Source organism: Clostridium neuense, from assembly GCF_045310695.1.
GTDB classification, from domain to species: Bacteria; Bacillota; Clostridia; order Clostridiales; family Clostridiaceae; genus Clostridium_S; species Clostridium_S neuense.
Genome location: NZ_JBJIAA010000010.1, coordinates 157,515 through 182,033 on the forward strand (window position 1 = coordinate 157,515; position 24,519 = coordinate 182,033).

A 24,519-nucleotide genomic window follows, 5' to 3' on the forward strand; every position below is an offset into this window, starting at 1 on the left:
TATTATAAACTTAAGAAATGTATAGTGAAACTAGCTCCGCTACAAACTACTTATGCACTATAATCCCTTGAAAATTGGTATTTTGGAACATAAATAGTTTAAGTTTCGCAGTATTTTCACTATAGATAAACAACTTGAAAAATTTTGATAAGTGCATTTTAAAACTTTATGCAGTTAAATTATATAATACAGATAGAGGGTGGAAATGTGGCATATACTGCTTTATACAGGGAATGGAGACCAAAAAGTTTTAAGGAAGTTGTAGGTCAGGAACATGTTACTGTTACATTAAGAAATCAGGTTAAGAATGGTAGAATAGCACATGCGTATTTACTTTGTGGAACTAGAGGAACGGGAAAGACTACTACAGCAAAAATTTTATCAAAAGCAGTAAATTGTCTTAATCCTAAAGATGGGGAACCATGTAATGAGTGCGAGATGTGTAAAAAAATAAATGATGGTATAGCTATAGATGTTACAGAACTCGATGCGGCATCAAATAACAGTGTAGATGATATAAGAAATATAATAGATGATGTTCAATATCCACCCCACGAAGCTAAATATAAAGTTTATATAATAGATGAAGTTCACATGCTTTCACAGGGTGCAGTTAATGCTTTTTTAAAAACTCTTGAAGAGCCACCTAAAAATGTTGTATTCATACTTGCAACTACAGACCCACATAAGCTTCCTATAACTATTCTATCGAGATGTCAAAGATTTGATTTTAAAAGAATAAGAAAAGAAGCAATGGTTAGTAGACTTAGAGAAATAGTTACAGCTCAAGGAGTATTTTCAGATGATAAGAGTCTTAATCTTATAGCGAGGATGTCTGACGGAGCAGCTCGTGACGCAGTAAGCATTCTTGACCAAGCAATTTCAGTAGGAAATGGAAAGGTTGAGTATGAAAAAGTACTGGATATGCTTGGACTTGTTACTAATGAATATATATTTAAGCTTATGGATTGTGTTATAGATAAGAATGTTGAGGCGTGTATACGAACTATAGATGAAATTGTTTTTTCGGGCAAAGAAATAGGAATTTTTATAAAGGATTTAATAGCTCATGTAAGAAACTTAATGATGATTAAGGTAAGCAAAAATCCAGAAGAGGTTTTAGATATGTCTTCTGAAAACTTAGAAATAGTTAAGGCGCAGTCTAAGAAAATAAGAATAGAGGAAACTATGCGATACATAGGTATACTTCAGGAAGCAGACGAGCAGGCAAGAAAAAGCAGCAACAGCAGGATATATCTTGAACTTGCTATAATAAAAATGTGTAAAATTGAATATGATACATCTAATGAAATCATATTGGCAAGATTAAATAAACTTGAAAGAATAATAAAGAGTGGAAATATTGTAATAAATAGTAACAACACAAGTCATGAAAAGCAACCAGTAGCCAAAGCTCAAAATAAAATTAGTAGTGAGATACAGGCCCCTATTGAAGCTAATGATGGTGATGAAGATCTTCCAGTAAACACAGATGTTACCTTAGATGATGTTAAAAAAATCTGGAGAGATGCAATAGAAATGTTTAGGGCAAATAGAAATATGGTTATGGGTGCGCATTTAAGTAATGGCAATCCGGCTTCATGTAACAATGGTATCATAGAAGTGATGTTTGATAAGCAGTATAATTTTAGCAAGCAGCATCTTGAAAAGGTTCAAAATAATAAAAAGGTAGAAGAGGTTTTTTCTAGTTTACTGCACGGAAAGGTTAAAGTTGTATATTCCGTTCAAAGCGATGGAAACAATAAAAGTTTGAGTTCTGAAGATGCAGAAGACATAATAAAGAAAACTTTTGGTGAAGATAATGTTGATATTATTGATGAATGAACTTGTAAATGTTAAAATATAAAATATTGATACAAAAATAATTGAGGTTAATATAGGAGGTTTTTTTAATTATGGCAAAAGGTGGATTCCCAGGAATGGGCGGAGGAAACATGAATAATCTTATAAAGCAGGCACAAAAGTTTCAAAAGCAAATGGAAGATATGCAAAAAGATCTTGAAAATAAAGAATTTACAGCTACAGTTGGAGGCGGCGCTGTAAGTGCAACTGTTAACGGAAAGAAAGTTATTACAGATATAAAAATAAAACCAGAGGTTGTTGATCCTGATGATGTAGAAATGCTTCAAGATTTAATATTAAGTGCATGCAACGAAGCTCTTAATAAAGCAGAAGAAGAAACTTCAGGAGAAATGAAAAAATTAACAGGTGGAATGAATTTACCAGGAATGTTTTAAGCAGTTGTCAGAGGGTAATTGATAGTTAGGGTGGATTTATCCTCCTTGCGTCGGATAAATCTTTAATTTGAAAGGGAAGTGGCATTATGGAACTTTATCCTGTAGCGATCGAAAAATTAATAGAAGAATTTGCAAAGCTTCCCGGAATAGGATATAAGACTGCTCAGAGGCTTACTCTCTATGTTTTGAACTTGCCTAGAGACGAAGTAGATGAATTTGCCAATGCTCTTGTAAAAGCAAGAGGAACCATTAAGTACTGTTCTGTGTGTGGCAATTATACGGATACGGATCCCTGTGCCATTTGCTCGAATCCTAATAGGGATAAGAGTACAGTGTGCGTTGTAGAAGAGCCTAGGGATGTAATTGCAATGGAAAAGGTAAGGGAGTACAACGGAGTTTACCATGTTCTTCATGGTGCTATATCTCCAATGTCTGGAAAGGGTCCTGATTCTATAAGGTTAAGAGAGCTTATAAGCAGAATGAATGGAAGCATAAAAGAAGTGATAGTAGCAACAAATCCTAATGTAGATGGTGAGGCTACTGCCATGTACATATCAAAAATTTTGAAGCCACTTGGAGTTAAAGTTACTAGAATTGCTCACGGCATACCAGTTGGCGGTGATTTAGAGTATGCTGATGAAATAACTTTATCTAAGGCTCTTGAAGGAAGAAGAGAAATTTAGATAAACTATAGGAATACTATTCCCAATTTATGTCTATAATTTTAATAGGATATAAATTGGGAGGTTTTTTATATGAATAAAAAAGTACCTGGTAAGAAAAGCAGTTTAAGTATAGAGCAGAAAAAATTACTTTTAGCTATAGAAGAGGCCAGGCATGAATGGAAACAATGCTCAGAATATTTTGATGTGGTAAGTGATCCAAAGCTTATAGACTATGCTATATATAAAGAAGCTGCGGCTAAATCTAGATATATGTATTTACTTATGCAAGCAAAAAAAATGGATATTAAGATGAGTGGCTACGATGAATGTTTAAAAGAAGCAAACTCTAATTAAACGCTTACGAAGTAGATAGAAAACATGGAAGAATTGCTAATATCAAATTCATTCTGGCAAACTGGAAGTTAACTCAATGCACAATTAAGGATGATTTACCTTTCGCTTTCCTTAGACAAATCTTACAACTTAATAGTATCAGCTATGCTGAATGCTATATTTTATAACATGTGCAGCTGTTAAGTTTTAGGTTTTTAACAGGGATAGCGGAGAAAATCATCCTTAATTGGGAACTGTGAGTTGTTTTAATTTCCAGTTTAGCATGAGGAATGTGATATTAACAATTTTAATTTTCGAGCTTGTTCATCTAAAATGATTGGGGGGATGAGGAGTGGAATATATAGGTTATTTTGTTATTGCAATTATAGTTATTTTAATTGTGGTTAAGCTTTTAGCCTGGCCACTTAAAATGTTGATAAAATTAATTATCAACGGTATTTTAGGTGCCATTTTGTTGTTTATTGTAAATATATTTGGAAGCTATTTTGGCTTGCAAATTGGTATAAATATAGTTACTGCACTTATAGCTGGGGTGCTTGGCGTCCCTGGAGTGATATTTTTAATTATTTTTAAACTATTCTTTTAAAAGTAATACAAATTTTAGTCGTTAATGAAAAGTGGCAAATGAAGGTTTATTTTATATTGCCACTTTTTTTAGTTAAGTAGTATATTTTTATATTAATGAGATTATTTTTTGCAAGTTATATTCTGGATACGGCTAATTCTTTTTTTGCTTCTTCTAGAATTTTAGGATTTTCATAAAGTTCTATCGCAGAGCAGCACAAAGCTTGCACAACCATAATTGCCTTTTCTTTAGCTTCAGCGCTGTTTACGTAATCGAGAAAATTTTCTTCATGAGGGCTTGTTTTGCCATCTCCAACACCTATGTTTCCGTACATAGTTGGACACACATGACTTACATTTCCGAGGTCAGTAGAGCCAGAAGAATTTTTTATTTCTGCAAAATCTTTAATTCCACATATCTCAAGGTTTTTCTTGGATATTTCCATAAGAGCTTTATTTACCCTTAAATCATCAAAAGAGTTCTCAAAGTTGCTAATTTCTAATTTTGCACCTGTCATAAGAGCTGCACCTTTAGCACAATTTTTTACTCTCTCAGAGACTTTGTTAAGATAACTTCTTTTTTCTGATCTTACTTCAAATCTACAGGCACATTCATCTGGTATTATATTTGGAGCATATCCACCTTGTGTTATTATTCCGTGTATTCTCACGTCTGATTTTAACTGTTGGCGTAGGGCACTTATTCCTGCAAAGGTTAAATTAACAGCATCAAGTGCATTTATACCTTCATCAGGTGCGGCAGCTGCATGACTTGCTTTGCCCTTAAACTTGAATTCAAAGGCATCCATTGCGAGGGAACATGAATTTAATGAAGAGGCTGAACTAAGATGCATTTGGAAAACAGCATCAATATCTTGAAAGGCTCCTCTATTTACCATATCAGCTTTTCTCCCAACAGTTTCCTCTGCGGGTGTTCCTATAACTACAATTTTACCCTTAAAGTTGTCTTTTAATCTTGATAAAACTAAGGCAGCTCCAACTGTAATTGCTGCAATCCAGTTGTGACCACATGCGTGAGCATTCTCTTTATTGGTACCGTACCCTGGAAGAGCGTCATATTCGGGAAGAAAAGCTATTTTTGGTCCATCATTATCTCCAAATTCAGCTCTAAAGGCAGTTTCAATTTCTAAGTAAGGATATTGTATTCTAAATCCATTTGCTTCAAGCAAATTTACTAAGTACTTTGAAGATAAAAATTCCTTGTCTCCCAATTCTGGATTGCTAAATATATAGTCACTTATATTGATTATTTCATTTTTTAATTGTAGTGATATTTTACTTATTTTTTCTTCTAAATTCATATTCGTTGCCACTCCTTTTGATATTATTTTATAGCATGTACTAATTTTATATAAGTTTTCACATAAGTGCAATATTAAAATGACATTAAAATAATACATATATTTAAACTTATTTAAAAAATAAACGATATTATAATTAAATATAAATAAATTTCTTGAGTTTAAAGAAAAATTATAAAATGGCAAATGACTTATGATTTAGTATAGGTTATTTTATACACAAAAATTGAATAATGTAATCAAGCACATTGGTATTATCCCGTGGCAATTCCTATAAAAACTTATTTACTTTTTTATTTAAGGTATGTTAATGTTTAATTATAGTCGAATAAACATAGGAGAAAGAGTAATATATGCTTAAAAAGTATATTCATATTTTACAATTAATAATATTATTATGTATTTTAATAGCAGTAACAATAGTTATTTCAAACCTTGGAAATGGCTATAGCTTTCTAAATATGGACAAGAATGGAGCGATGGATCTTAGTAGCTGGAATTTTAATAAAGCTAGCACTGTTAATCTTAATGGTAAGTGGGAGTTTTATTGGAAAAAGCTTTATACTTATGAGGATTTAAAAAATGGAAGTATGAAACCTGATATATATGCAGAGGTTCCGAGTGTATGGAATAACTACAAGGTTAATGGACACAATCTTTCTGGATACGGATATGCTACATATAGGCTTAAGGTAAAGGTTCCTGATGATAAGAAAATCATGGCGGTAAGAATAAGAAATATGTCGGCTGCTTATAAGTTATATATAGATAATAAGCTTATTGCTTCAAATGGAAAAGTTGGAACAAATGCTAGAGATTTTATTCCGCAGTATAGGACGGTTACAGCTAACTTTACACCGCAAAAGCATGAATTTAATGTAATTGTACAGGTATCGAATTATTCCTATGCAAGAGGAGGAATGTGGTATCCTGTCAAGTTAGGTACTTCATATGGGATAAGTTCACAAAATGAGGCACTTATGATGAAAGATATGTTTTTAATTGGAGCTCTCATTGCTCTTGCTATTTATTATATTAACTTTTTTCTCTTAAGGACTAAGGAACGAATAAATTTACTATTTGTACTAATATGCATTATAGCAGCAGCAAGGTTATTTAATTATGGAGAATTTAATATACTTAGCTATGAAAAAACTGTTTTTTTGGAGTATTTTTTTGATTGCTTACTGCCATTATTATTTCTTGTAATAGTAAATGAAATGCTTCCAAATAACATATCAAGAAAAAAGGTTGAAGGTCTTAAGCTTATTACTATGGCTGAGATTGGTATATTCATAGTATTTCCTGTACATATATATACCAGTTTTGTATATGTATTTGAGGCTGCATATACAATGTGCATATTGGTGTCTTTAGTGATAGCAATAAAAGCATTTAAAATGAAAAAAAACAATTCATTAATTATAACAGCAGCATGTGTATTAATAGTAATAAGCTTTGTTAATGATATGTTATTTCAAAATAACGTTATTTTGCATATAAATGATGATATGTCTCCAATTGCTATTTTTATATCCATTATGCTTGAATCATTTGTTCTTTCAAGAAAGTTTGCAGATGCTTTTACACAATCTGAAAAATTGTCAAGCAAACTAGCTTCTTCGTTAAAAAAGGAAAAGGAAATGCAAGAACGACTTTTGAAATTTGACAAGTTAAAGGACGAATTCTTGGCAAACACCTCTCATGAATTAAGAACTCCGTTAAGTGGAATAATAAGTATTACAGAATCAATGATTAGAGGTGTGAATGGATCAATTAATGAAATGCAGGAAAAGGATTTGTCTATTATAGTGTCAAGTGGAAGGAGGTTATTAAATTTAGTAAATGATATATTGGATATATCAAAGCTTAAAAATAGAGATATAAAGCTTTATGAAAAGAGCCTTGATATAAATAACATTATTAGCCCTATAGTAAATGTATTTAATTATTTAAATAGAAATAAGGCTGTGAAAATACTTATTGAAATTCCGGAAAATATCCCCTGCGTATTGGCGGATGAAGATAGATTTAAGCAGATTATATATAATCTTATGGGGAATGCTGTAAAGTTTACAGAGGAAGGATACATTAGAATATGTGCGTCTAGAGAAAATGATTATGTGAAAATAGTAATAGAAGATACTGGAGCAGGTATATCAAAGGATAAAATATCAAAAATATGGGAGGCCTTTGAACAAATCGATACTTCTATAACTCGCAAACATGGTGGAACGGGACTTGGACTTTATATTACAAAACAATTAATTGAACTTCATGGAGGGAAAATTACAGTAGAATCAGAATTAGGTGTAGGCTCAAAATTTATCTTCACTTTGCCAGTAAGTAATAATTTGCCTGATAGTTATCCAAAAACAGAGAATATAAACTTACAATTTAAATATACTGATAAATTGTCTTTGCCAGAGAAGATAGTACAAAATGGGCATAGAATACTTGTAGTAGATGATGATATTTTAAATTTATATTCTATAATAAATGCTTTAAAGCTTGAGGGGTACAATATTACACCTGTAAATAGTGGTATTAAAGCACTAGAAGAGCTTAAAGTAAATAACGATTACTCTTTAGTAATATTAGATGTTATGATGCCCGAGATATCTGGCTATGAAGTATGTAGAAAAATAAGGGAACAGAAAACCATGTATGACTTGCCAGTGCTTATGTTAACCGCAAGTAATCAACAAAGCAGCATAGTTTTATCCTTTGAAGCAGGTGCAAATGATTTTCTTACGAAGCCTTTTGAACATAATGAATTATTAGCTAGGGTTAAAACTTTAGTAGAATTAAGGCAGGCGGTTTCAAAGGCATTAAATATGGAAATGGCTTTCTTACAGGCACAGATAAAACCTCATTTTTTATTTAATGTTTTGAACACAATTGCAGAGCTTTGCTATATAAAACCCAAATATGCAAGTGAAGTAATAGTTGATTTTGCAAGCTATTTAAGGACGAGCTTTAGCTTTGCGAATCTAGAAGAATTAATTCCATTAGAAAAAGAAATGGAGTATGTTGATACATATTTAAAGTTAGAAAAAGCTCGTTTTGGAGATAAACTTAAAATTGAGCATGATTTAAAGATTAGTCGTGGAATTATGATACCACCTTTAATAATACAGCCTTTAGTAGAGAATTCTGTAATACATGGAATTAGAGGAAAATATGAAACAGGATTGATAAAAATATCTGTAGTAAAAAAAGAAAAAGAAATAGTGATTAGTGTATGGGATAATGGTAAGGGCATTTCTAAAGATAAGATAGAGCAATTATTAGATGTAAAAAGGGCCAGCAAAAGTGTGGGGTTAAAAAATATTAATATGAGATTAAAAAGCTTGTATGGTAGAGGGATAGAAATATGGAGCAAAGAAGGAAGAGAGACAACGGTGAAAATAGTAATACCAGCTAAGGGGGAATAAAATAGATGAGGGCAATTGCTGTAGATGATGAAGAATTAGGACTTTTAAGAATCATGAGATTATTAAAGGAAAGTGAATACTTAAGCTATATAAAAGGATATACAAAATCAAAGGAAGCCATAGAAAATATTAATGTAGACAATGCGGATGTTGCTTTTTTAGATATTGAAATGCCTGAAATAAATGGACTTATGCTGGCTGAAATATTAATGGAGAAAAATCCGAGAATAGAAGTGATTTTTATTACAGCCTATGATAAATATGCACTGCAGGCTTTTGAGGTTCATGCTCTTGGTTATTTATTAAAGCCTGTTCAACTAGAGGGTATAAAGCAAAAGCTTGAAAGAATTTTATTAAGACAAAGTAATGTCAAAATAGTAGAGAAACCAAGAAAGTTATATGTTAAGATTTTTAAATATTTTTTAGTTAGTGAGAATAAGGATATGAAAACCACTATTGAATTTAGAACAGAAAAAGCTAAGGAACTGTTAGGGCTTTTATTAAGTTATCAAGGTAAACCAATATCAAAGGATAAAATTATTTATATGCTTTGGCCAGATATGGAAATGGAAAGGGCTGCAAAGAATTTTCATACGACCTGTTATTATGTTAGAAAAGCTACAAAAGCACTTGGTATAAGTAATTTTATTTTGCGTAAAGAAAATGGATATAGCATAAATGTTGATTATGCTGAAAGTGATTTGAATAATTTTTGCAATGCCATAAAGGAAATTGGAAAGAAGAATGCTGAAATTGAACCTATAAAAGCTGCCTTTTTTGAGTATAGTGGAGGTTGTTTTGAAAATGAGGATTATTCATGGGCCTATGAGGAAAAAGATTATTATAGCGATTGTTTTGAAAATATGGGGATATTTTTAGCACAATATTATGAGAATATACAGCAAAGAGATGAAGTTGAAAAGATTTTGAAATATCTACTTAGAATTAATCCTCTATCAGAAAAAGCTTGTTCAAGATTAATCAAAATAAATATGGACAAGGGAGATATGATAAATGCTAAAAAGATATATAAAAACTTTGAAAAAAATTTTGACGATGAAATAAACGAAGAAATTTTAAAAGGCTTGAGGAAAATAATAGGATAATATTAAATAAAAGACGACAAAACCATATAAGTTATGGTTTTGTTTATTTTTTGTTGAGTGTTGGTATATATAATATAAAATATACTATAATACAATGGAGGTAAATTAATGAATAAAAGTAGAGTTAGTTTAAAAGTAACAGCATTAATGACGAATTTATTTTTTGTAGCTTCGTCACTGATTCTGCCTTTTAATAAGAATGTACATGCAGCTACAACTCCTGTTAATGTGCCAATTACAAGAGTAGCGGGAATAGTAGGAAAACAGGTTCAATCTGGATACTCAGGAGATAATGGTTTAGCTACTAATGCACAGCTATCTTTCCTTTTAAATGGAGTGGCGATGGACAGAGATGGAAATGCATATATAGCGGATAATGGTAGTTACAGAATAAGAAAGGTAGACGCTTTAACGGGAAACATAACTACTATTGCAGGGAATGGTACTAGTGGAGATACTGGAGATGGCGGCCTGGCCATTAACGCTCAAATAACAGGGGTATCAGGAATAGCATTAGACAGCAAAAATAATATTTATTTTACTGAAGGCTTGTCAAGCAACAAGGTAAGAAAAATAGATGCAATTACAGGAAATATTAGTACTATAGCTGGAAAAGTCCAATCTGGATATGCAGGAGACGGAACTTCAGCAATTAATGCTCAATTTAGTGATCCTATAGGAATAGCAATAGATAAGGCTGATAATATATATATTGCTGATAATTTTAATAATAGAGTAAGAAAAATAGATGCACAGACAGGAAATATTAGCACTGTAGCAGGAAATGGTACTAATGCAAGAGCTGGTGATAATGGTCCGGCAACTAGTGCATCCTTCAAAAATGTTATGGATGTAGCTGTGGACAAAGATTTCAATATATACATAGCTGACTCAAATGGACATTCAATAAGAAAAGTAGCAGCAGCTACAGGGAATATTTATACTATTGCTGGAACTGGAACGGCTGGAGATACTGGAAATGATGGTCCAGCTACTAGCGCAACTTTACAAAATCCAAACTCAGTAAAGATAGATGATAGTGGAAATATTTATATTTCGGATTGTGTTAATAACAAGATAAAAAAAGTGGATGCAACAACTCAAAAAATAACAACTATTGGTGGAACTGGCTTAAATGCATATGGAGGCGATGATGGACTTGCCATTAATGCAGATATAGGTAGACCGTCTATACTAGCTCTTGATCATAGTGGCAATGTGTATGTTCCTAGTAATTGTTTAATAAGAAAAATAGATGTGAGTACTGGAATTATAAGTAGGTTTGCTGGTTCAGTAGTAGATGCTCCGTATGGTGGCTATAGAGGAGATAATGGTGCATCAATAAATGCTGCCTTGAACTATCCACAAGGAGTAGCAACTGATAAGCAAAACAATATATATATAGCGGATACTAATAATAACAGGGTAAGAAAAATAGATGCTGCAACAGGAAATATAAGTACTATTGCAGGAAATGGCACACAAGCTTATGGCGGAGATGGCGGTTCAGCTGTTAACGCAAAGCTAAATTATCCAAGCGGAGTTGCTGTAGACAATGAGGGTAATTTATATATAGCAGATTTTTATAATAACGCTATAAGAAAAGTGGATGCTGTAACAGGAAATATAAGTACTATTGCAGGAAATGGGTATGTTACAGGAGGGTATAGTGGAGATGGTGGCCTAGCTGTTAATGCGAAGCTATATCAGCCTAGTGCTGTAGCTGTAGACAATGATAATAATATATATAGTAGATACTAGCAATAACAGGATAAGAAAAATAGATGCTGTAACAGGAAATATTAGTACTATAGCCGGAACAACGCAAGCTGGATATGCAGGAGACGGAGAGGCAGCAATTAATGCAATGCTAAATAGCCCAAGAGGAATATGCCTAGATAAAGATGGAAACATATATATAGCGGATTATGGTAATGGTAGAATAAGAAAGATAGACGGAGCAGGAATTATAACTACTATTGCAGGGAATGGAAGTCGTGGTTTAAGCGGAGATGGAAATCTAGCAACTAATGCAGTATTATCACCAACAGGACTAGCAATTGACAATGAAGGAAATATGTATGTGGCAGATTATTCTAATAATAGAATAAGAAAGATAGATGGGGCAGGAATTATAACTACTATTGCAGGAACAGGAGTTAGTGGTTTTAGTTTCGACAATAGTTCAGCTGTTAATGCCACATTAAGCTATCCAAGATCAGTAGCAGTAGACAGCATTGGAAATGTATTTATAGCTGATACTTTTAACAGTGAAATAAGAAAATTATCAATGCCACAAGCAGCAAGTGGACTAACAGTGACAACAGAAGCAGAGGTACCAGCAAAACAAGATAAAGTAATGCTAAGTGTATCATCAGGAATAGTTGAAGGTTCTGATAAAATATACTACAAAGTAGACGATACAGTGCCTCAACAATTGTATGTAGGAGATACCATAGATTTAAATGACTGGACAGAGTTTATAGGTGGAAATTCACAGGAAATAACAGCGCCAAATGGTAAGTATATAGAAGCAGTAGAAGTAACAGCAGCTGATAATAAAGTTGTTAAGTGGGGAAAATCTAATGTTGTAAATGACGGTTATGTTGTTTCAGCAAGCTTAAGTAGAAATGCAGCAAGCTTTGATAAGAACACATCAAATCAAGCAGATGTGAACGTAGATATGACACTGAATGGAAATACATTAACAAGTATTGTAAATGGAGTGATTCCGTTAATAAATGGGATAGACTACACTGCAAATGAAAATACAGTAACAATAAACAAAAGTTATTTGGCATCATTAGATGCAGGAGCAACTGCAAATTTAGTATTTAACTTTAGTGCAGGGGATTCACAAAGCTTAAATGTAGCAGTAACAGATACAACACCATCAGCAGCCTGCGGACTAACAGTAACAGCAGAAGCAGAAACACCAGCAGTATCAGGAAAAGTAACCTTGACAGTAACACCAGCAGTTGATGATAGTCATCATGTGATATGCTACAAAATAGTGGATTCAGAGCCGACAGCATTAAATGTAGGAGAAGAAATTGAACCAGGTGATGGCTGGATAGAGCTTGCAAATACCAATGTACAGGAAATAGCAGTGGCAAATGGTAAGTATATAGAAGCAGTAGAGGTAACAACAGGGAATTATAAGGTTACTAAGTGGGGTAAATCTAGCGCTGTAAATGATGGTTGTATTGTTCAAGTAGGGTCAAGTATAAGCCCAATAACAGCAAGCTTTGATAAGAATACAGCAAATCAAGCAGATGTAAATGTTTCTATGGGCCTAAGTAAATATAAGTTAGAGAGTATTTCAATGAGAAACGGCGCAAACTATTTATCTCATGAATTTAGAGGAAATACAGTAACAATAAAAAAGAGTGACCTAGCAAATTTAAGCTCACAATCAGCGGAACTAGCATTTTATGATGATAAAGGAAACATAAAAAATTTAGATGTGGCAATGCTGGTAGGTGATATGGGTGTAGATTTGACTATGTCATTAAATGGGAAGTCACTAACAAGCATTACAAATGAGGGAAACACACTAGTTAATGGAACAGATTATGTAGTAAATGGAAGTACAGTAACTATAAAAAGAGGTTTCTTAACAAAAGTAGGTACAGGAACAGTAAACTTGGTATTTAACTTTGGCACAGAAAGTTTAGCAATGACAGTATCATTAAGTGGTACAGATTTAAGTGCAACTATGATATTAGATGGAAATACATTAACAGGTATAAATAATAGTGATTATGATTTAATAAATGGAGTAGACTATACTGTAAATGGTGATGTAGTAACAATAAGCAAGGGTTACTTAGCTAAGTTAGCTACAGGAACACAAGACCTTATGTTTAATTTTAGCAAAGGAAATGCACAAAAGTTAAGCATAACAATATCAGATACAACTACAAGAAGTTATACAGTAACCTTCAAAGATTACGACGGAAAGACAATAGGGGAACCACAGACAGTAAATTATGGAGAAAGTGCGGCAGCACCAGCAGCACCAACGAGAACAGGCTATGTTTTTGCAGGATGGGACAAGAGCTACAATGATGTAACAGGAGATTTAGTAGTAACAGCAAAATACACAAGTGGAAATACATATCCTTTCCAACCTACTACATCTAATGGTGACGATGAGACAAAAATATCTACCGATTATTTAAAGAGTAGAGATAATACATTAGTAATAAATAGTGCAGCAGCAAGCTTAGCAATACCATCAAGTGCAATTGATTTAGTTAATGGAGCAGATCATATTAAGGTTACAGAAAAAGTTGTAACTCCAGAGACAAATACTGTACAAGGCTTATTTGGTAATTTACCTAATGGTGTTGCAAAAATGGTAGGTAATCCAATAAGGTTAAATGTTGGGTTGTTCGATGCAAGTGATGCTTTAATACAAGATATTCATCAATTTTCTAATAACCAAAGGGTTAAAGTAACAATAAAACTTACATCAGCACAGATAGCAGGTTTAGATACAAGCAAGCTTTCGATGTATTATTATGATGAAACAAGTAGAACATGGGTGGAATTAGGAGGAAGCTTTAATACTAATACAATGGAATTTACCTTCTATACACCACATTTTACGAATTTCGCTATTATGAATAAGGCTTCAACACCAACTCCAAGCACGGGTAATACAACACCAGTAGTTACAAGCTACACAGTAACTTTTAAGAATTATGATGGTACTGTAATAGGAACACCACAAGCAGTAAATTATGGTGGAAGTGCAACAGCGCCAGCAGCACCAACAAGAACAGGTTATGTTTTTGCAGGCTGGGATAAAGCTTTTGATAAGGTAACGGGAGATTTAGTAGTAACAGCAAAATATACAAGCGGAAACACGTATAATTTCAAGCCTACAGCAACTAGTAATGGGGCTGAAACTAAAATTTCTTCTGATTACTTAACAAGCAGAGATAACACATTAGTGATAAATAGCGATGGAGCGGAAATATCAATACCAGCAGGAGCAATTGATTCAACTGACGGAACAAGCTATATTAAAGTTATAGAACAAAGTGACACAGCAGCAAATATATCAAATAAATTTGGTAATTTGCCTAAGGGTTTGAAGCAGGTGGGAAATCCATTATTGCTAAGCATTGAATTATTTGATGCAAACAACAACTATATAAAAAATATCCATAAGCTTGCTAATAATGAGAAGATTAAAGTGACAATGAAGTTTACAGCCGATGAATTAAAAGGAATAGATGTAAATGGTCCTTCAATGTACTACTACGACGAAACAGCTAAAGCATGGGCTAAATTAGAAGGAAAATTTAATCCTAGTACAAGGGAAATGACTTTCTATATGACAGAACTGTAAAATAACAATGCTTCGTCACATTAAAAAAAATCCATAAATCTAAGGTGAAAAAATCGTAAAATCCTAAGATATTTCAATAACTCGCTGGGAGAAGGCTCAGACAATTGAAATATCTAAGGATCTTACGATTTTTTCACCAAGATTTATTGGATTTTTTTTAAATCGTTCCTTCAGCATTGTTATTTTGCGCCCACGGTAGTGCAAGGAAAAAATTCCTCCGTGCCTACGGAATTTTAGGTGTGAATATTTGCAACCAATTAAATTTTCGTATTGTTTTTTTATTAGAAGGAATTGACAATTTAATAAGCTAGTATTATATTATAAGTGTACTAGTTGAATTAATACACTTAATACACTAAAGGAGGGAAATCCTTGATTAATATAGATAATAAAAGCAGCACTCCTATATATCAGCAAATTGTGGATCAAGTTAAGGAAGAAATATTAAAGGGAATACTTCAAGCAGGAGATAAACTTCCATCTGTTAGAGAAATGTCTTCAATGATTACAGCAAATCCTAATACTATAAGTAGAGCTTACAGCGAGCTTGAAAGGTTAAAGGTTATAGAGACAATAAGGGGAAGAGGAACCTATGTAACATCTCAGTATAAGCCTGTTATGGAGGAGGAAAGAATGGAAAATTTAAAAGACAACATAAAAAAGATAATAGTTGAGGCCAAATATATAGGGCTTTCAAAGGAAAAAATGATAGAACTGATAAATGATGCTTATGACAACATTAGCAGCGAAAGTTTTGACGAAAACTATTCAAAAAAATAGGGGGGGGGGAAAGCTTGTGATAACTATAAAAAATTTGAGTAAAAAGCTTGGAAAAAAAGAAGTTCTTAAAAATGTAAATATAGAAGTGCCAAAGGGAACTATTTTTGGACTTATTGGACCTAATGGAGCTGGAAAAACAACACTCATAAAATGTCTTACGGGTATATATAAAGCAAATGGTGGGGAGATAAGTTTTTCAGGACAACAGATTTTTGATAATCCAGAAATAAAAAAGCATATAGGATATGTTGCCGACCAAAATGATTTTTTTAGTTATTTTAATATAAAGGGTTTAATAAAGTTTTACTCTATGACTTATGAAAAGTTTGATATGGATAGATTTGAAAGTTTAAATAAAATATTAAAGATTCCAACGGATACTTTGGTTAGAAGACTATCTAAGGGAATGAAAATGAAACTAGCTTTAATGCTAAATTTAAGTATAAGACCAGAGCTACTTGTGCTTGATGAGCCAACAGGAGGCTTAGACCCTATTGCTAAAAAGCAGGTTATAAATATAATACTGGAGGAAGTTGCAGAGAGGGAAACCACTGTAATTATATCTTCTCATAATTTAAATAACCTTGAAAGAATGTGTGACAGCGTTGGTATCCTGTTTAATGGAGAAATAAAATACATGAATTCTGTGGATGAAATGAAAAAAACCATAAGAAAAATTCAAACTGTATTTAAGGAAAAAGCTCCTGAGGATATTGAAAAGTGGGAGGGCGTAATAAAGGTTGAAAAAGTAGGAAGAGTGTATAACATAATAACAAATAAATATGATGAAGTCTTTAAAAAGAAGCTTGATGACAGCGGTATTTCATTTAAGGAAGAAATAGGAATGAGCCTTGAAGATATGTTTATATATGCTGTTGGAGGTGGACTTGAATATGAACAAATACTTAAATGAAGCACTTATTTATAAAGAATGGAAGGCGGTGTATTGGTTTTTAATTCCTCTTATTTTATTTAGCTCACGAGCTTTTGAAATTTCTGATTTGATAGAATTTGGAAAGCGGGGGAATGCAGATATTTTTTATGGTTATTGGGAAATTTTTTATGCAAATTTTTATAATTATTTAACCATATTACTTATTATTTTTATGGCATATTTAATTATGAATAATGACAGAAGAGAGAGTACAAAAAATTTGATTACCTATATGCCATTTAATATAGGGCAGAGAATAGTTTCTAAATTAGTAGTAGGGGAATTTATTATATTTTTATCCTGTCTTATAGGTTTTATAATAAACACTATTGTGTATGAAGGCAATATAAATTATTTAAGCAGGATAATGAAATTTCAGTATATTATATGGTATCTAGTTATATATTTTTTTATATATTCTGTTCTGTATTTTTTATTTGTATATGTACAGTGTTTTTGCAAAAATGGAATCTTTGGAACTGTTTTAGCAGCTTCTATTTTAATTTTGCCATCGGCTATAGAAGATTTAATACACTATGTTACTCACATAGATGCTATTTATAAATTTGATGCTTTGATTATTAGATACTATTTAAGATTACCAGTAAATTGTGATTTTAGCGAAAAGAAACAGCGTATTATAAGCTATAATTTTTTGCCGGCGACCATGAGGTTAATTATAATTTTAGCGATTTTATGTATGCTATTTGTTTTGTTTGTAAAAAGAGAAAGGATTGGTGAGGGTATACAGCTTAAAATATCTCCTAAAAAAGAAGTGGCCTTTAAGGTGTTTTCTTCTATAAGTATAGGAACACTTGCAGCAAAAGGGTTATCAGCACTTCTTAACGCGCAGCAGTCATTAACGATTTACGTTATTTTGTTAAATATGATTTTTATTGCAGCGGCTTATTTTACATACTCTCAGATAGATAAAGTAATTAAGTTAAGTAAATACGATAGGGGTGAATAAGGTGAAGAAGCTTTTGTGGAAAGATTGGATTTATGAAAAATGGGTTATACTTTTGGTAACATTTATTCTTTTAACCTCTAGCTTTGAAATGTTTTCTAAATATATAGAAAATTTAAAGATACCAGGAGGAAAAAGCTATGTATATATTAATTTTGGTTTCCCAAAGTATTTTTCAGAAACTGATTCATACGTAAGCATAATATTAATTATATTTATAGTATTTATTATTGGTTTTAGGCAAAATTTAAATAGTCAGCAGGAGATAATTACTGCAATGCCATACAGCAGGAAAGAAATCATAATTAGCAAATGGCTTGAAAGTATTATATGTTTTATGGTGCCTCTTGTTATAAATTTTATAGCTTTAAATATAATGTATTTTACGAACTATAATAAGATGAAGATTTATAATAATTATACTGACTTTTTGATGTGGATGATTTTGGGCATATTTACTTATATATTTGTTATAACCTTTGTGCTATTTGTTGATTTGTTCTTTGGCAATAAGATAGTAGGAGCATTTTTTAGTGGAATGGTGCTATTTATGTGGAGCACAGGCAGAGGAATTTTAGCAGAGTATTTAAATATCTATGGCATAAATATTGGATATGACAATCCTAATAATGGAATTTACCTTTTGCCATATTATAATATTTTTTATGGGAAGGACTGTATATACAGAATATTGATATTAATTATATTTACAATTTTATTTTTTAAATTAATGGTAAAGCTTAATGATATGAAGAATATTGAAAATGCTCAAAATATAAATGTATATCCTAAGTTTTCTCTAGCACTTAAATTATTTGCATCAGTTGTATTTACGATTATTATAAGTGACATAGTTGGAGATGCATTTTTTAGATTAAATACTGCAGCTGATAACATTGCTACTTTTATATTTACGGTTCTGTGCTTTGTAATTTTATATTTAGGTATTGGAAAAACTGTAAAGCGCGTAGATGGAGAAGCATAGGAATAATAATTTTTTAGGGCTGTTGAGTTATTCATATTAAAAATATATAATATAGATATAAAAAAAAATTGTACTTCGTAATGTGCAATTTTTTTTAATCGTTTGTGCAAACGATTGCATTTGCTTAGATGGAGGGTACAAAATGGATAGTTATAGTTTAGGTGACGAATACAATTATGATGGGGAACTAGGTGCCATCTATTCTAAAGAAAAAACTATATTTAAAGTTTGGTCACCGAAGGCAGAAAAGGTAGTGCTAAATTTTTATAGTGAAGGAACAGGTAGTAATTTAATAGAAAAAAAATTAATGCAGTTTGGAGATAATGGCGTTTGGAGTTTTACTAAAAAGGGGAACTTAGCAGGTATTTTTTATACTTATGAGGTGACCATTGATGGAAAAACAAATGAAACTCAGGATATTTATTCAAAAGCAGTTGGAATAAATGGACTTAGAGGTATGGTAGTAAATCTTTTGGATACTAATCCAGATGGTTGGGATAAGGATAAAAGACCATATATTAAAAATCAAACAGATGCAATAATTTATGAACTTCATTTTAGAGATATATCAATGGATGAAAATTCAGGCATAAAGGTTAAAGGAAAATTTATTTCTTTAACGGAAAATGCGAGTAAAAACTTGTATGGGGAAGCTACGGGATTAGATCATATTAAGGAACTTGGAGTAAATGCAGTTCATATACTTCCATCCTTTGATTTTGGAAGTGTTGATGAAAGTAAAATTAATTCAAATCAATATAATTGGGGATATGATCCTAAAAACTACTTGGTACCGGAAGGAAGTTATTCTACTAATGCATATTCCGGAACTGTTAGGATAAAAGAAATGAAGCAAATGATTAAAGCATTTCATAATGAAAATATAGCTGTAATAATGGATTGTGTATTTAGTCACACTTATGAATATGAACATTCTTCCTTTAATAATATCGTTCCAAATTACTATTATCGTCAGGACAAGTATGGTAAAGTTATAGCCAATTCTCAGTGCAAAAATGACACAGCTTCAGAAAGATTTATGTTTAGGAAATACATGATAGATGCTGTAACATATTGGGCTAAAGAATATCATGTTGATGGTTTTAGATTTGATCTTATGGGGCTGCATGATATAGATACAATGAATGAAATAAGGAGAGCCTTAGATAAAATTAGTCCAGGTATATTAATATATGGAGAGGGATGGAACCTAGGGAACGAAGTTACAATAAGTGATGATGAAAAAGCTACAAAGACGAATGCTAGAAAACTTAACAATAGAATAGCTTTTTTTAATGATGATATGAGGGACGGAGTTAGAGGCAGTGTATCTAACGAGAAAGCTGGAGGCTTCATTAATTATAATTCTAAGTGGTTAAAAGGTGATGGTAAAACTCCATATTCAATTGCTGAATTAAAGGAACAGGTTAAGTTTAGTATAGTTGCAGCTGTAGAGCATGATGGTGTGGATTACAGTAAAATACCCTGTAAATCTAAGCCATGGGCAAGTGAGCCAACTCAAACAGTAAATTACGTGTCATGTCACGATAACAATACACTTTGGGATAAAATAAATTTAACGAAGCCCGACATAGGAAAACATGAAAAAATAAAAATGGATGAAATGGCTGCATTCATAGTTTTAACTTCTCAGGGAATTCCGTTTATTCAAAGTGGTCAAGAAATGCTTGGAACTAAACCTAAATTAAATGGAGGAGGGTTTGCTTCCAATAGTTTTAATTCGTCAGATTTGGTAAATAGAATTGATTGGTGGAGAAAGCATAATTATAAAAGTGTTGTAGAATATTACAAAGGGCTTATTAAATTGAGAAAAGAACATCCAGCCTTTAGAATGTTCACTAAAGCTGAAATACAGAAAAACATAAAATTCTTTGATACTAAGGACAGTGTTATTGGATATTTTATTTTGAATAATGCTAATGGTGATAAATGGAGGGAAATAGCTGTAATTATAAATGCTAGTAATCAAGATGAAGAGATTAATTTAAAAAAGTCGGAGTGGGCAGTTGTTGTTAAGGAAGAAAAGGCAGGCATAGAAATGCTTGATATGGTACATGAAGATAGAGTTTTAGTCAATGAAAAAACCTCCATGGTACTGGTGAATTTAAAAAAGTAACAAAAATAGTGCTATAATAGCTTTAAAAATAGATGCAATTGTTATATTATATATATAACAATTGCATCTATTTTGTAGTGGAAACTTAATGTATTCTTAATATTTTATTTAAAGTTTTTTATAGTATATGACTTATCATTAGGAGGGAAGTAAGGTTGTATATATGTTATTTATGAAGTAAACTAATAATTATAAGATATTCATGTTTATTGAATTTTTGGATATAAGTATCAAGGAGGGATAAATATGGCAGTTGTGCTTGAGGTTAAAGATGTAAAAAAGCACATAGGTAAAAGGCAGATAATAAAAGGAATAAGCTTCGATATAAAAGAGGGGCAAATTTTTGGATTTCTAGGACCTAATGGAGCTGGTAAAACCACAACTATAAGAATGCTCGTTGGACTTATTGCACCAAACTCTGGAAGTATAAAAATTATGGGACATGATATTCAAAAAGAAAAGGAAAAAGCTTTAGGAAATGTAGGGTGTATAGTAGAAAATCCTGATATGTATGGATTTTTAACTGGAAGAGAAAATTTAGTTCAATATGCGAAAATGTATGGAAATGTAACTAAAGAAAGAATAGATGAAGTTGCAGAGATAATAGGACTTAAAGATAGAATAAATGACAAAGTAAAAAAATATTCTCTTGGAATGAAACAGCGTTTGGGACTTGGTCAAGCACTTTTAGTAAAACCGAAGCTCCTTATTTTAGATGAGCCAACAAATGGACTTGATCCTGTTGGAATTATGGATTTTAGAAAAATAGTAAGACAAATGGCAACAGAAAATAAATCAGCTGTAATGATATCATCTCATATACTCGCAGAAATACAGCAGGTTTGTGATACTGTTGCGTTTATTAATGGCGGAGAAATAAAATCTGTTGAAAGCTTGAATGATAAAAAGACAAAGGATGCTAAGGAGAATTTTGTGATAGCAACGCCTAACATGGTAGAGGCTATAGGAGTTTTAACTAAGCTTCCTTTTGTATATGATGTTAAAGATGATAAAGATAAAATTTCACTATCTTTAGATACAGGAAAATCTTCTAAGGTAGTCAGTGAGCTTATGAAAGCAAATATAGAAGTAAGTGAATTTTATAAAACACATAAAAATCTTGAAGATAGATTTATGCAAATAGTAGAAGGAGGGGAGGCAAAAGATGTGGCGGCTGATAAGTAATGAACTTTATAAAATAATAAAAAAGAAGAAGTTCTGGATAACCTTTATTGTATTTACTGTTATCTTGTTTTTGATTGGATTTATGCAATACTCAAATGAAAAAAAATACAATAGTCCAGAGAAGCAAATTGAAATGACGAAAACAAATATTAAGACGGATAAGAAAAGCTTACAGAGTGGCAGTATGGGTGCGAAGGAAAGAAAAAATTTAAAAAAGACAATAGCAAGTGAACAGGCTAGATTAAAAAAGTTAAAGAAGAGTGAAGCAGATAAAAATCTAGAATGGACAAGAAGAGTTACCAAGGATTTAAGAACAAATAAAGAGGCACTTATAAAAGCAAATGCAAAAGGTAAAAACGAAGATATTGAAAATGCTACTGTTGCTGTTTCAAAGGATCAATATTACTTAGATAATAATGTTAATCCTTATGATGAAACTGGAGATACCGTATTTTACGCTTTTCTTGATACAAAGGCTTTTATTGAAATGATAATAGTCTTTATGATAATTGCAGTTGTAACTGGAGACATAGTAAGTTCGGAGTATTCTCCTGCAACTATAAAGATGCTTTTAGCAAAGCCCGTATCTAGATTTAAAATATTGTTGTCAAAGTTTATAGCCATTTTTGCATCAAATGTATTTTTGATAATAATACCACAAATAGTGCTATTTATAGTGTTTGGCATTAAAGATGGATTTCCTAATATGTCATCGCCAGTAGGCGTTGGTACAATATATCAATATGATAAAGCTGTAATGACTCAAAACAATCAAATGGGTCTGTCACCAGTAGTTGGGTCTACACAAATAGTTCCATATGCTAAATATTTTATGTATGTTACAGGAATGGATTTATTATTTATAGTAACTTGTGTATCAATATGCTTTTTAATTTCAGTTTTAATTAAAAATTCTGGAATAGCAATAGGAAGCAGCGTGGGAATTGGACTTGTAATGTCTATAGTTGGCATAATGTCACTTCAAGGAGCATTACCAGATGCGCTTCAAAAGGTAAGCCCATATTTTCCAATGACCTATGCATCTTCGGATATGCTTGTATATGGGGATTTAGCAAAGAGGATAAACAACCCATCTGTAACGATAGGTATGGGAGTAGGTGTGCTTATAATTTATACTTTGATATGCTTTGCTATCTCAAGTCTTGTGTTTACGAAAAGAGACATGCTTGCATAAAGCTGTGAAGGGAGGGAGAAGTTTGTATAATCTTATAACAAACGAACTTCAAAAAATATTTAAAAAGAGAAAAGTTCTAATTGTGATGATATTATTTTCTGCTATAACTGTATTATTTTCACTGCTTCAGTATCAATCTCAGCATAAGACACCTATGCAAACTATAGTAGAGGATGAAAAACTTATATCAACGTATAAATCTGCACTGCCATATGAGAGTGCTGATGAGGCAAAGCAGTTAAAACAGGTTATAAATATATATAAGGATAATATAAGAAAAGCATATAAAGATGAGGATTTAAAAAAGCTTAGCTTTAAAGATCAGATAAATAGTCAGATAGCAGATGATGAAAAAAAGAAAAATTCTGCTGATTTAGCGGGGGATAATACAAAAATTGAGCAGGTAAATAAAGATATATTGGTAATGAAATATGCGCTTAAGAATAATATTACTGAGGCAGCGGACAGTTCAAATGTAAAGGCAATAGATGTATTTACACAAATGATAAATATTTTATCAATTATTATTTTGCCAGTAATAATATGTATAATTGTTCTTGATGTTGTTTCTTCTGAAACTTCTCCACCTACTATGAAAATGCTTCTTACAAAGCCGCGTTCAAGGGGAAAAATTTTATTTTCAAAATTTTCTGCAGCGTCAATTGCCAGTATAGCAGCTATAATTGGTTCGGAAATAATATCATTTATAATACTGGGTATTATTATAGGTTTTGGAAGGGCTAATTCACCAGTAGCAATAGGAGCTAAATATGAATTTAACGGAAATAAAATTTTAGCAGGAAGCTGGCATGATGTTCAAGCTGTACTTGGAAGTTCATATGTTGTTCCACAATGGAAGTTTATTTTGGAAATGCTTTTGTTGCAGCTACTTTTTATAGTTGCATTTACATCTATATGCATACTTGTGTCAGCGGTTGCCGGTAGCAATACTATATCAATGACAGCTGGAATAGTGGTCGCTGTAATTTTAAGCTTTATGATAATTAAAATAAGTTCTGGAGATGGAAGCAGTTCTGGAGATGTTCCAATTAGGCAAATAGCACCATATATTATAAATACTTATTCATCGCCAGGATTAATGCTTACGGGTGAGTTATCACAGATGATAAGAAATCCTGATATTTCGCTTACACTAGGAATTGCAGTTAACGTAATTACAGGTGTTATAAGTTATGTTTTGGCACACCTTTGGTTTACTAAAAAAGATATGCTAGTCTAAAAAATAATGATGAAAAGAGGAATATGAT

The 24,519-nt window shown here is 31.9% G+C and carries 18 protein-coding genes; 17 read left to right on the top strand and 1 reads right to left on the bottom strand.

Features of this window, described 5'->3' with window-relative positions; translation table 11 throughout:
* The first annotated feature begins 207 nt into the window (after positions 1-207).
* The 5 genes from dnaX (at position 208) to ACJDT4_RS13505 (ending at position 3,863) form a co-directional block, all read left to right on the top strand.
* A complete protein-coding gene (dnaX, locus tag ACJDT4_RS13485) occupies positions 208-1,845 on the top strand; it encodes a DNA polymerase III subunit gamma/tau (RefSeq protein WP_406788090.1) in 1,638 nt (545 codons plus the stop codon).
* Between the two features lie 71 nt (positions 1,846-1,916).
* Positions 1,917-2,258 (top strand): YbaB/EbfC family nucleoid-associated protein, encoded by a 342-nt coding sequence (locus ACJDT4_RS13490; protein ID WP_406788091.1) that lies wholly within the window; start codon positions 1,917-1,919, stop codon positions 2,256-2,258.
* An 86-nt stretch (positions 2,259-2,344) separates the two neighbouring features.
* Positions 2,345-2,941: a recombination mediator RecR gene (recR, locus tag ACJDT4_RS13495; protein ID WP_406788092.1), complete on the top strand. Its 597-nt coding sequence runs from the start codon at positions 2,345-2,347 to the stop codon at positions 2,939-2,941.
* 72 nt (positions 2,942-3,013) lie between these two features.
* Positions 3,014-3,277: a DUF2508 family protein gene (locus tag ACJDT4_RS13500; RefSeq protein WP_406788093.1), complete on the top strand. Its 264-nt coding sequence runs from the start codon at positions 3,014-3,016 to the stop codon at positions 3,275-3,277.
* Positions 3,278-3,608: 331 nt separating this feature from the next.
* Positions 3,609-3,863, top strand: coding sequence for a pro-sigmaK processing inhibitor BofA family protein (locus tag ACJDT4_RS13505; RefSeq protein WP_406788094.1), 255 nt, complete (start codon positions 3,609-3,611; stop codon positions 3,861-3,863).
* A gap of 115 nt (positions 3,864-3,978) precedes the next feature.
* Here ACJDT4_RS13505 and ACJDT4_RS13510 read toward each other — a convergent pair whose 3' ends face one another.
* Complete coding sequence (locus ACJDT4_RS13510) at positions 3,979-5,163, bottom strand: M20 family metallopeptidase (RefSeq protein ID WP_406788095.1); 1,185 nt, start codon at positions 5,161-5,163, stop codon at positions 3,979-3,981.
* A 353-nt stretch (positions 5,164-5,516) separates the two neighbouring features.
* Here ACJDT4_RS13510 and ACJDT4_RS13515 point away from each other — a divergent pair, with 353 nt between their 5' ends.
* The 12 genes from ACJDT4_RS13515 (at position 5,517) to ACJDT4_RS13570 (ending at position 24,491) form a co-directional block, all read left to right on the top strand.
* Complete coding sequence (locus ACJDT4_RS13515; RefSeq protein WP_406788096.1) at positions 5,517-8,600, top strand: ATP-binding protein; 3,084 nt, start codon at positions 5,517-5,519, stop codon at positions 8,598-8,600.
* A 5-nt stretch (positions 8,601-8,605) separates the two neighbouring features.
* Positions 8,606-9,706, top strand: coding sequence for a response regulator (locus ACJDT4_RS13520; RefSeq protein ID WP_406788097.1), 1,101 nt, complete (start codon positions 8,606-8,608; stop codon positions 9,704-9,706).
* Between the two features lie 108 nt (positions 9,707-9,814).
* The gene (locus ACJDT4_RS13525) at positions 9,815-11,467 is read left to right on the top strand and encodes an NHL domain-containing protein (RefSeq protein ID WP_406788098.1); all 1,653 of its coding nucleotides are present in this window, start codon (positions 9,815-9,817) and stop codon (positions 11,465-11,467) included.
* Positions 11,439-15,068, top strand: a complete 3,630-nt coding sequence (locus ACJDT4_RS13530) for a X2-like carbohydrate binding domain-containing protein (protein WP_406788099.1) — start codon at positions 11,439-11,441, stop codon at positions 15,066-15,068. Before ACJDT4_RS13525 ends, ACJDT4_RS13530 begins: the two co-directional genes overlap by 29 nt.
* 372 nt (positions 15,069-15,440) lie before the next feature.
* The gene (locus ACJDT4_RS13535; protein WP_406788100.1) at positions 15,441-15,848 is read left to right on the top strand and encodes a GntR family transcriptional regulator; all 408 of its coding nucleotides are present in this window, start codon (positions 15,441-15,443) and stop codon (positions 15,846-15,848) included.
* A 16-nt stretch (positions 15,849-15,864) separates the two neighbouring features.
* Positions 15,865-16,761, top strand: a complete 897-nt coding sequence (locus tag ACJDT4_RS13540; RefSeq protein ID WP_406788101.1) for an ABC transporter ATP-binding protein — start codon at positions 15,865-15,867, stop codon at positions 16,759-16,761.
* Positions 16,742-17,752 carry an ABC transporter permease gene (locus ACJDT4_RS13545; protein ID WP_406788102.1) on the top strand — a complete coding sequence of 337 codons (1,011 nt, stop codon included), beginning with the start codon at positions 16,742-16,744 and terminating at the stop codon, positions 17,750-17,752. The genes ACJDT4_RS13540 and ACJDT4_RS13545 overlap by 20 nt, the downstream gene beginning before the upstream one ends.
* A 1-nt stretch (position 17,753) precedes the next feature.
* A complete protein-coding gene (locus tag ACJDT4_RS13550) occupies positions 17,754-18,734 on the top strand; it encodes a hypothetical protein (RefSeq protein ID WP_406788103.1) in 981 nt (326 codons plus the stop codon).
* A 142-nt stretch (positions 18,735-18,876) separates the two neighbouring features.
* Entirely contained in the window at positions 18,877-20,871 is a 1,995-nt protein-coding gene (gene pulA / locus ACJDT4_RS13555; protein WP_406788104.1) for a type I pullulanase, read from the top strand.
* Between the two features lie 246 nt (positions 20,872-21,117).
* Complete coding sequence (locus ACJDT4_RS13560; RefSeq protein ID WP_406788105.1) at positions 21,118-22,056, top strand: ABC transporter ATP-binding protein; 939 nt, start codon at positions 21,118-21,120, stop codon at positions 22,054-22,056.
* Positions 22,037-23,251: an ABC transporter permease subunit gene (locus ACJDT4_RS13565; RefSeq protein ID WP_406788106.1), complete on the top strand. Its 1,215-nt coding sequence runs from the start codon at positions 22,037-22,039 to the stop codon at positions 23,249-23,251. The genes ACJDT4_RS13560 and ACJDT4_RS13565 overlap by 20 nt, the downstream gene beginning before the upstream one ends.
* Positions 23,252-23,273: 22 nt before the next feature.
* Positions 23,274-24,491 (top strand): ABC transporter permease subunit, encoded by a 1,218-nt coding sequence (locus ACJDT4_RS13570; RefSeq protein WP_406788107.1) that lies wholly within the window; start codon positions 23,274-23,276, stop codon positions 24,489-24,491.
* Positions 24,492-24,519: the final 28 nt, after the last annotated feature.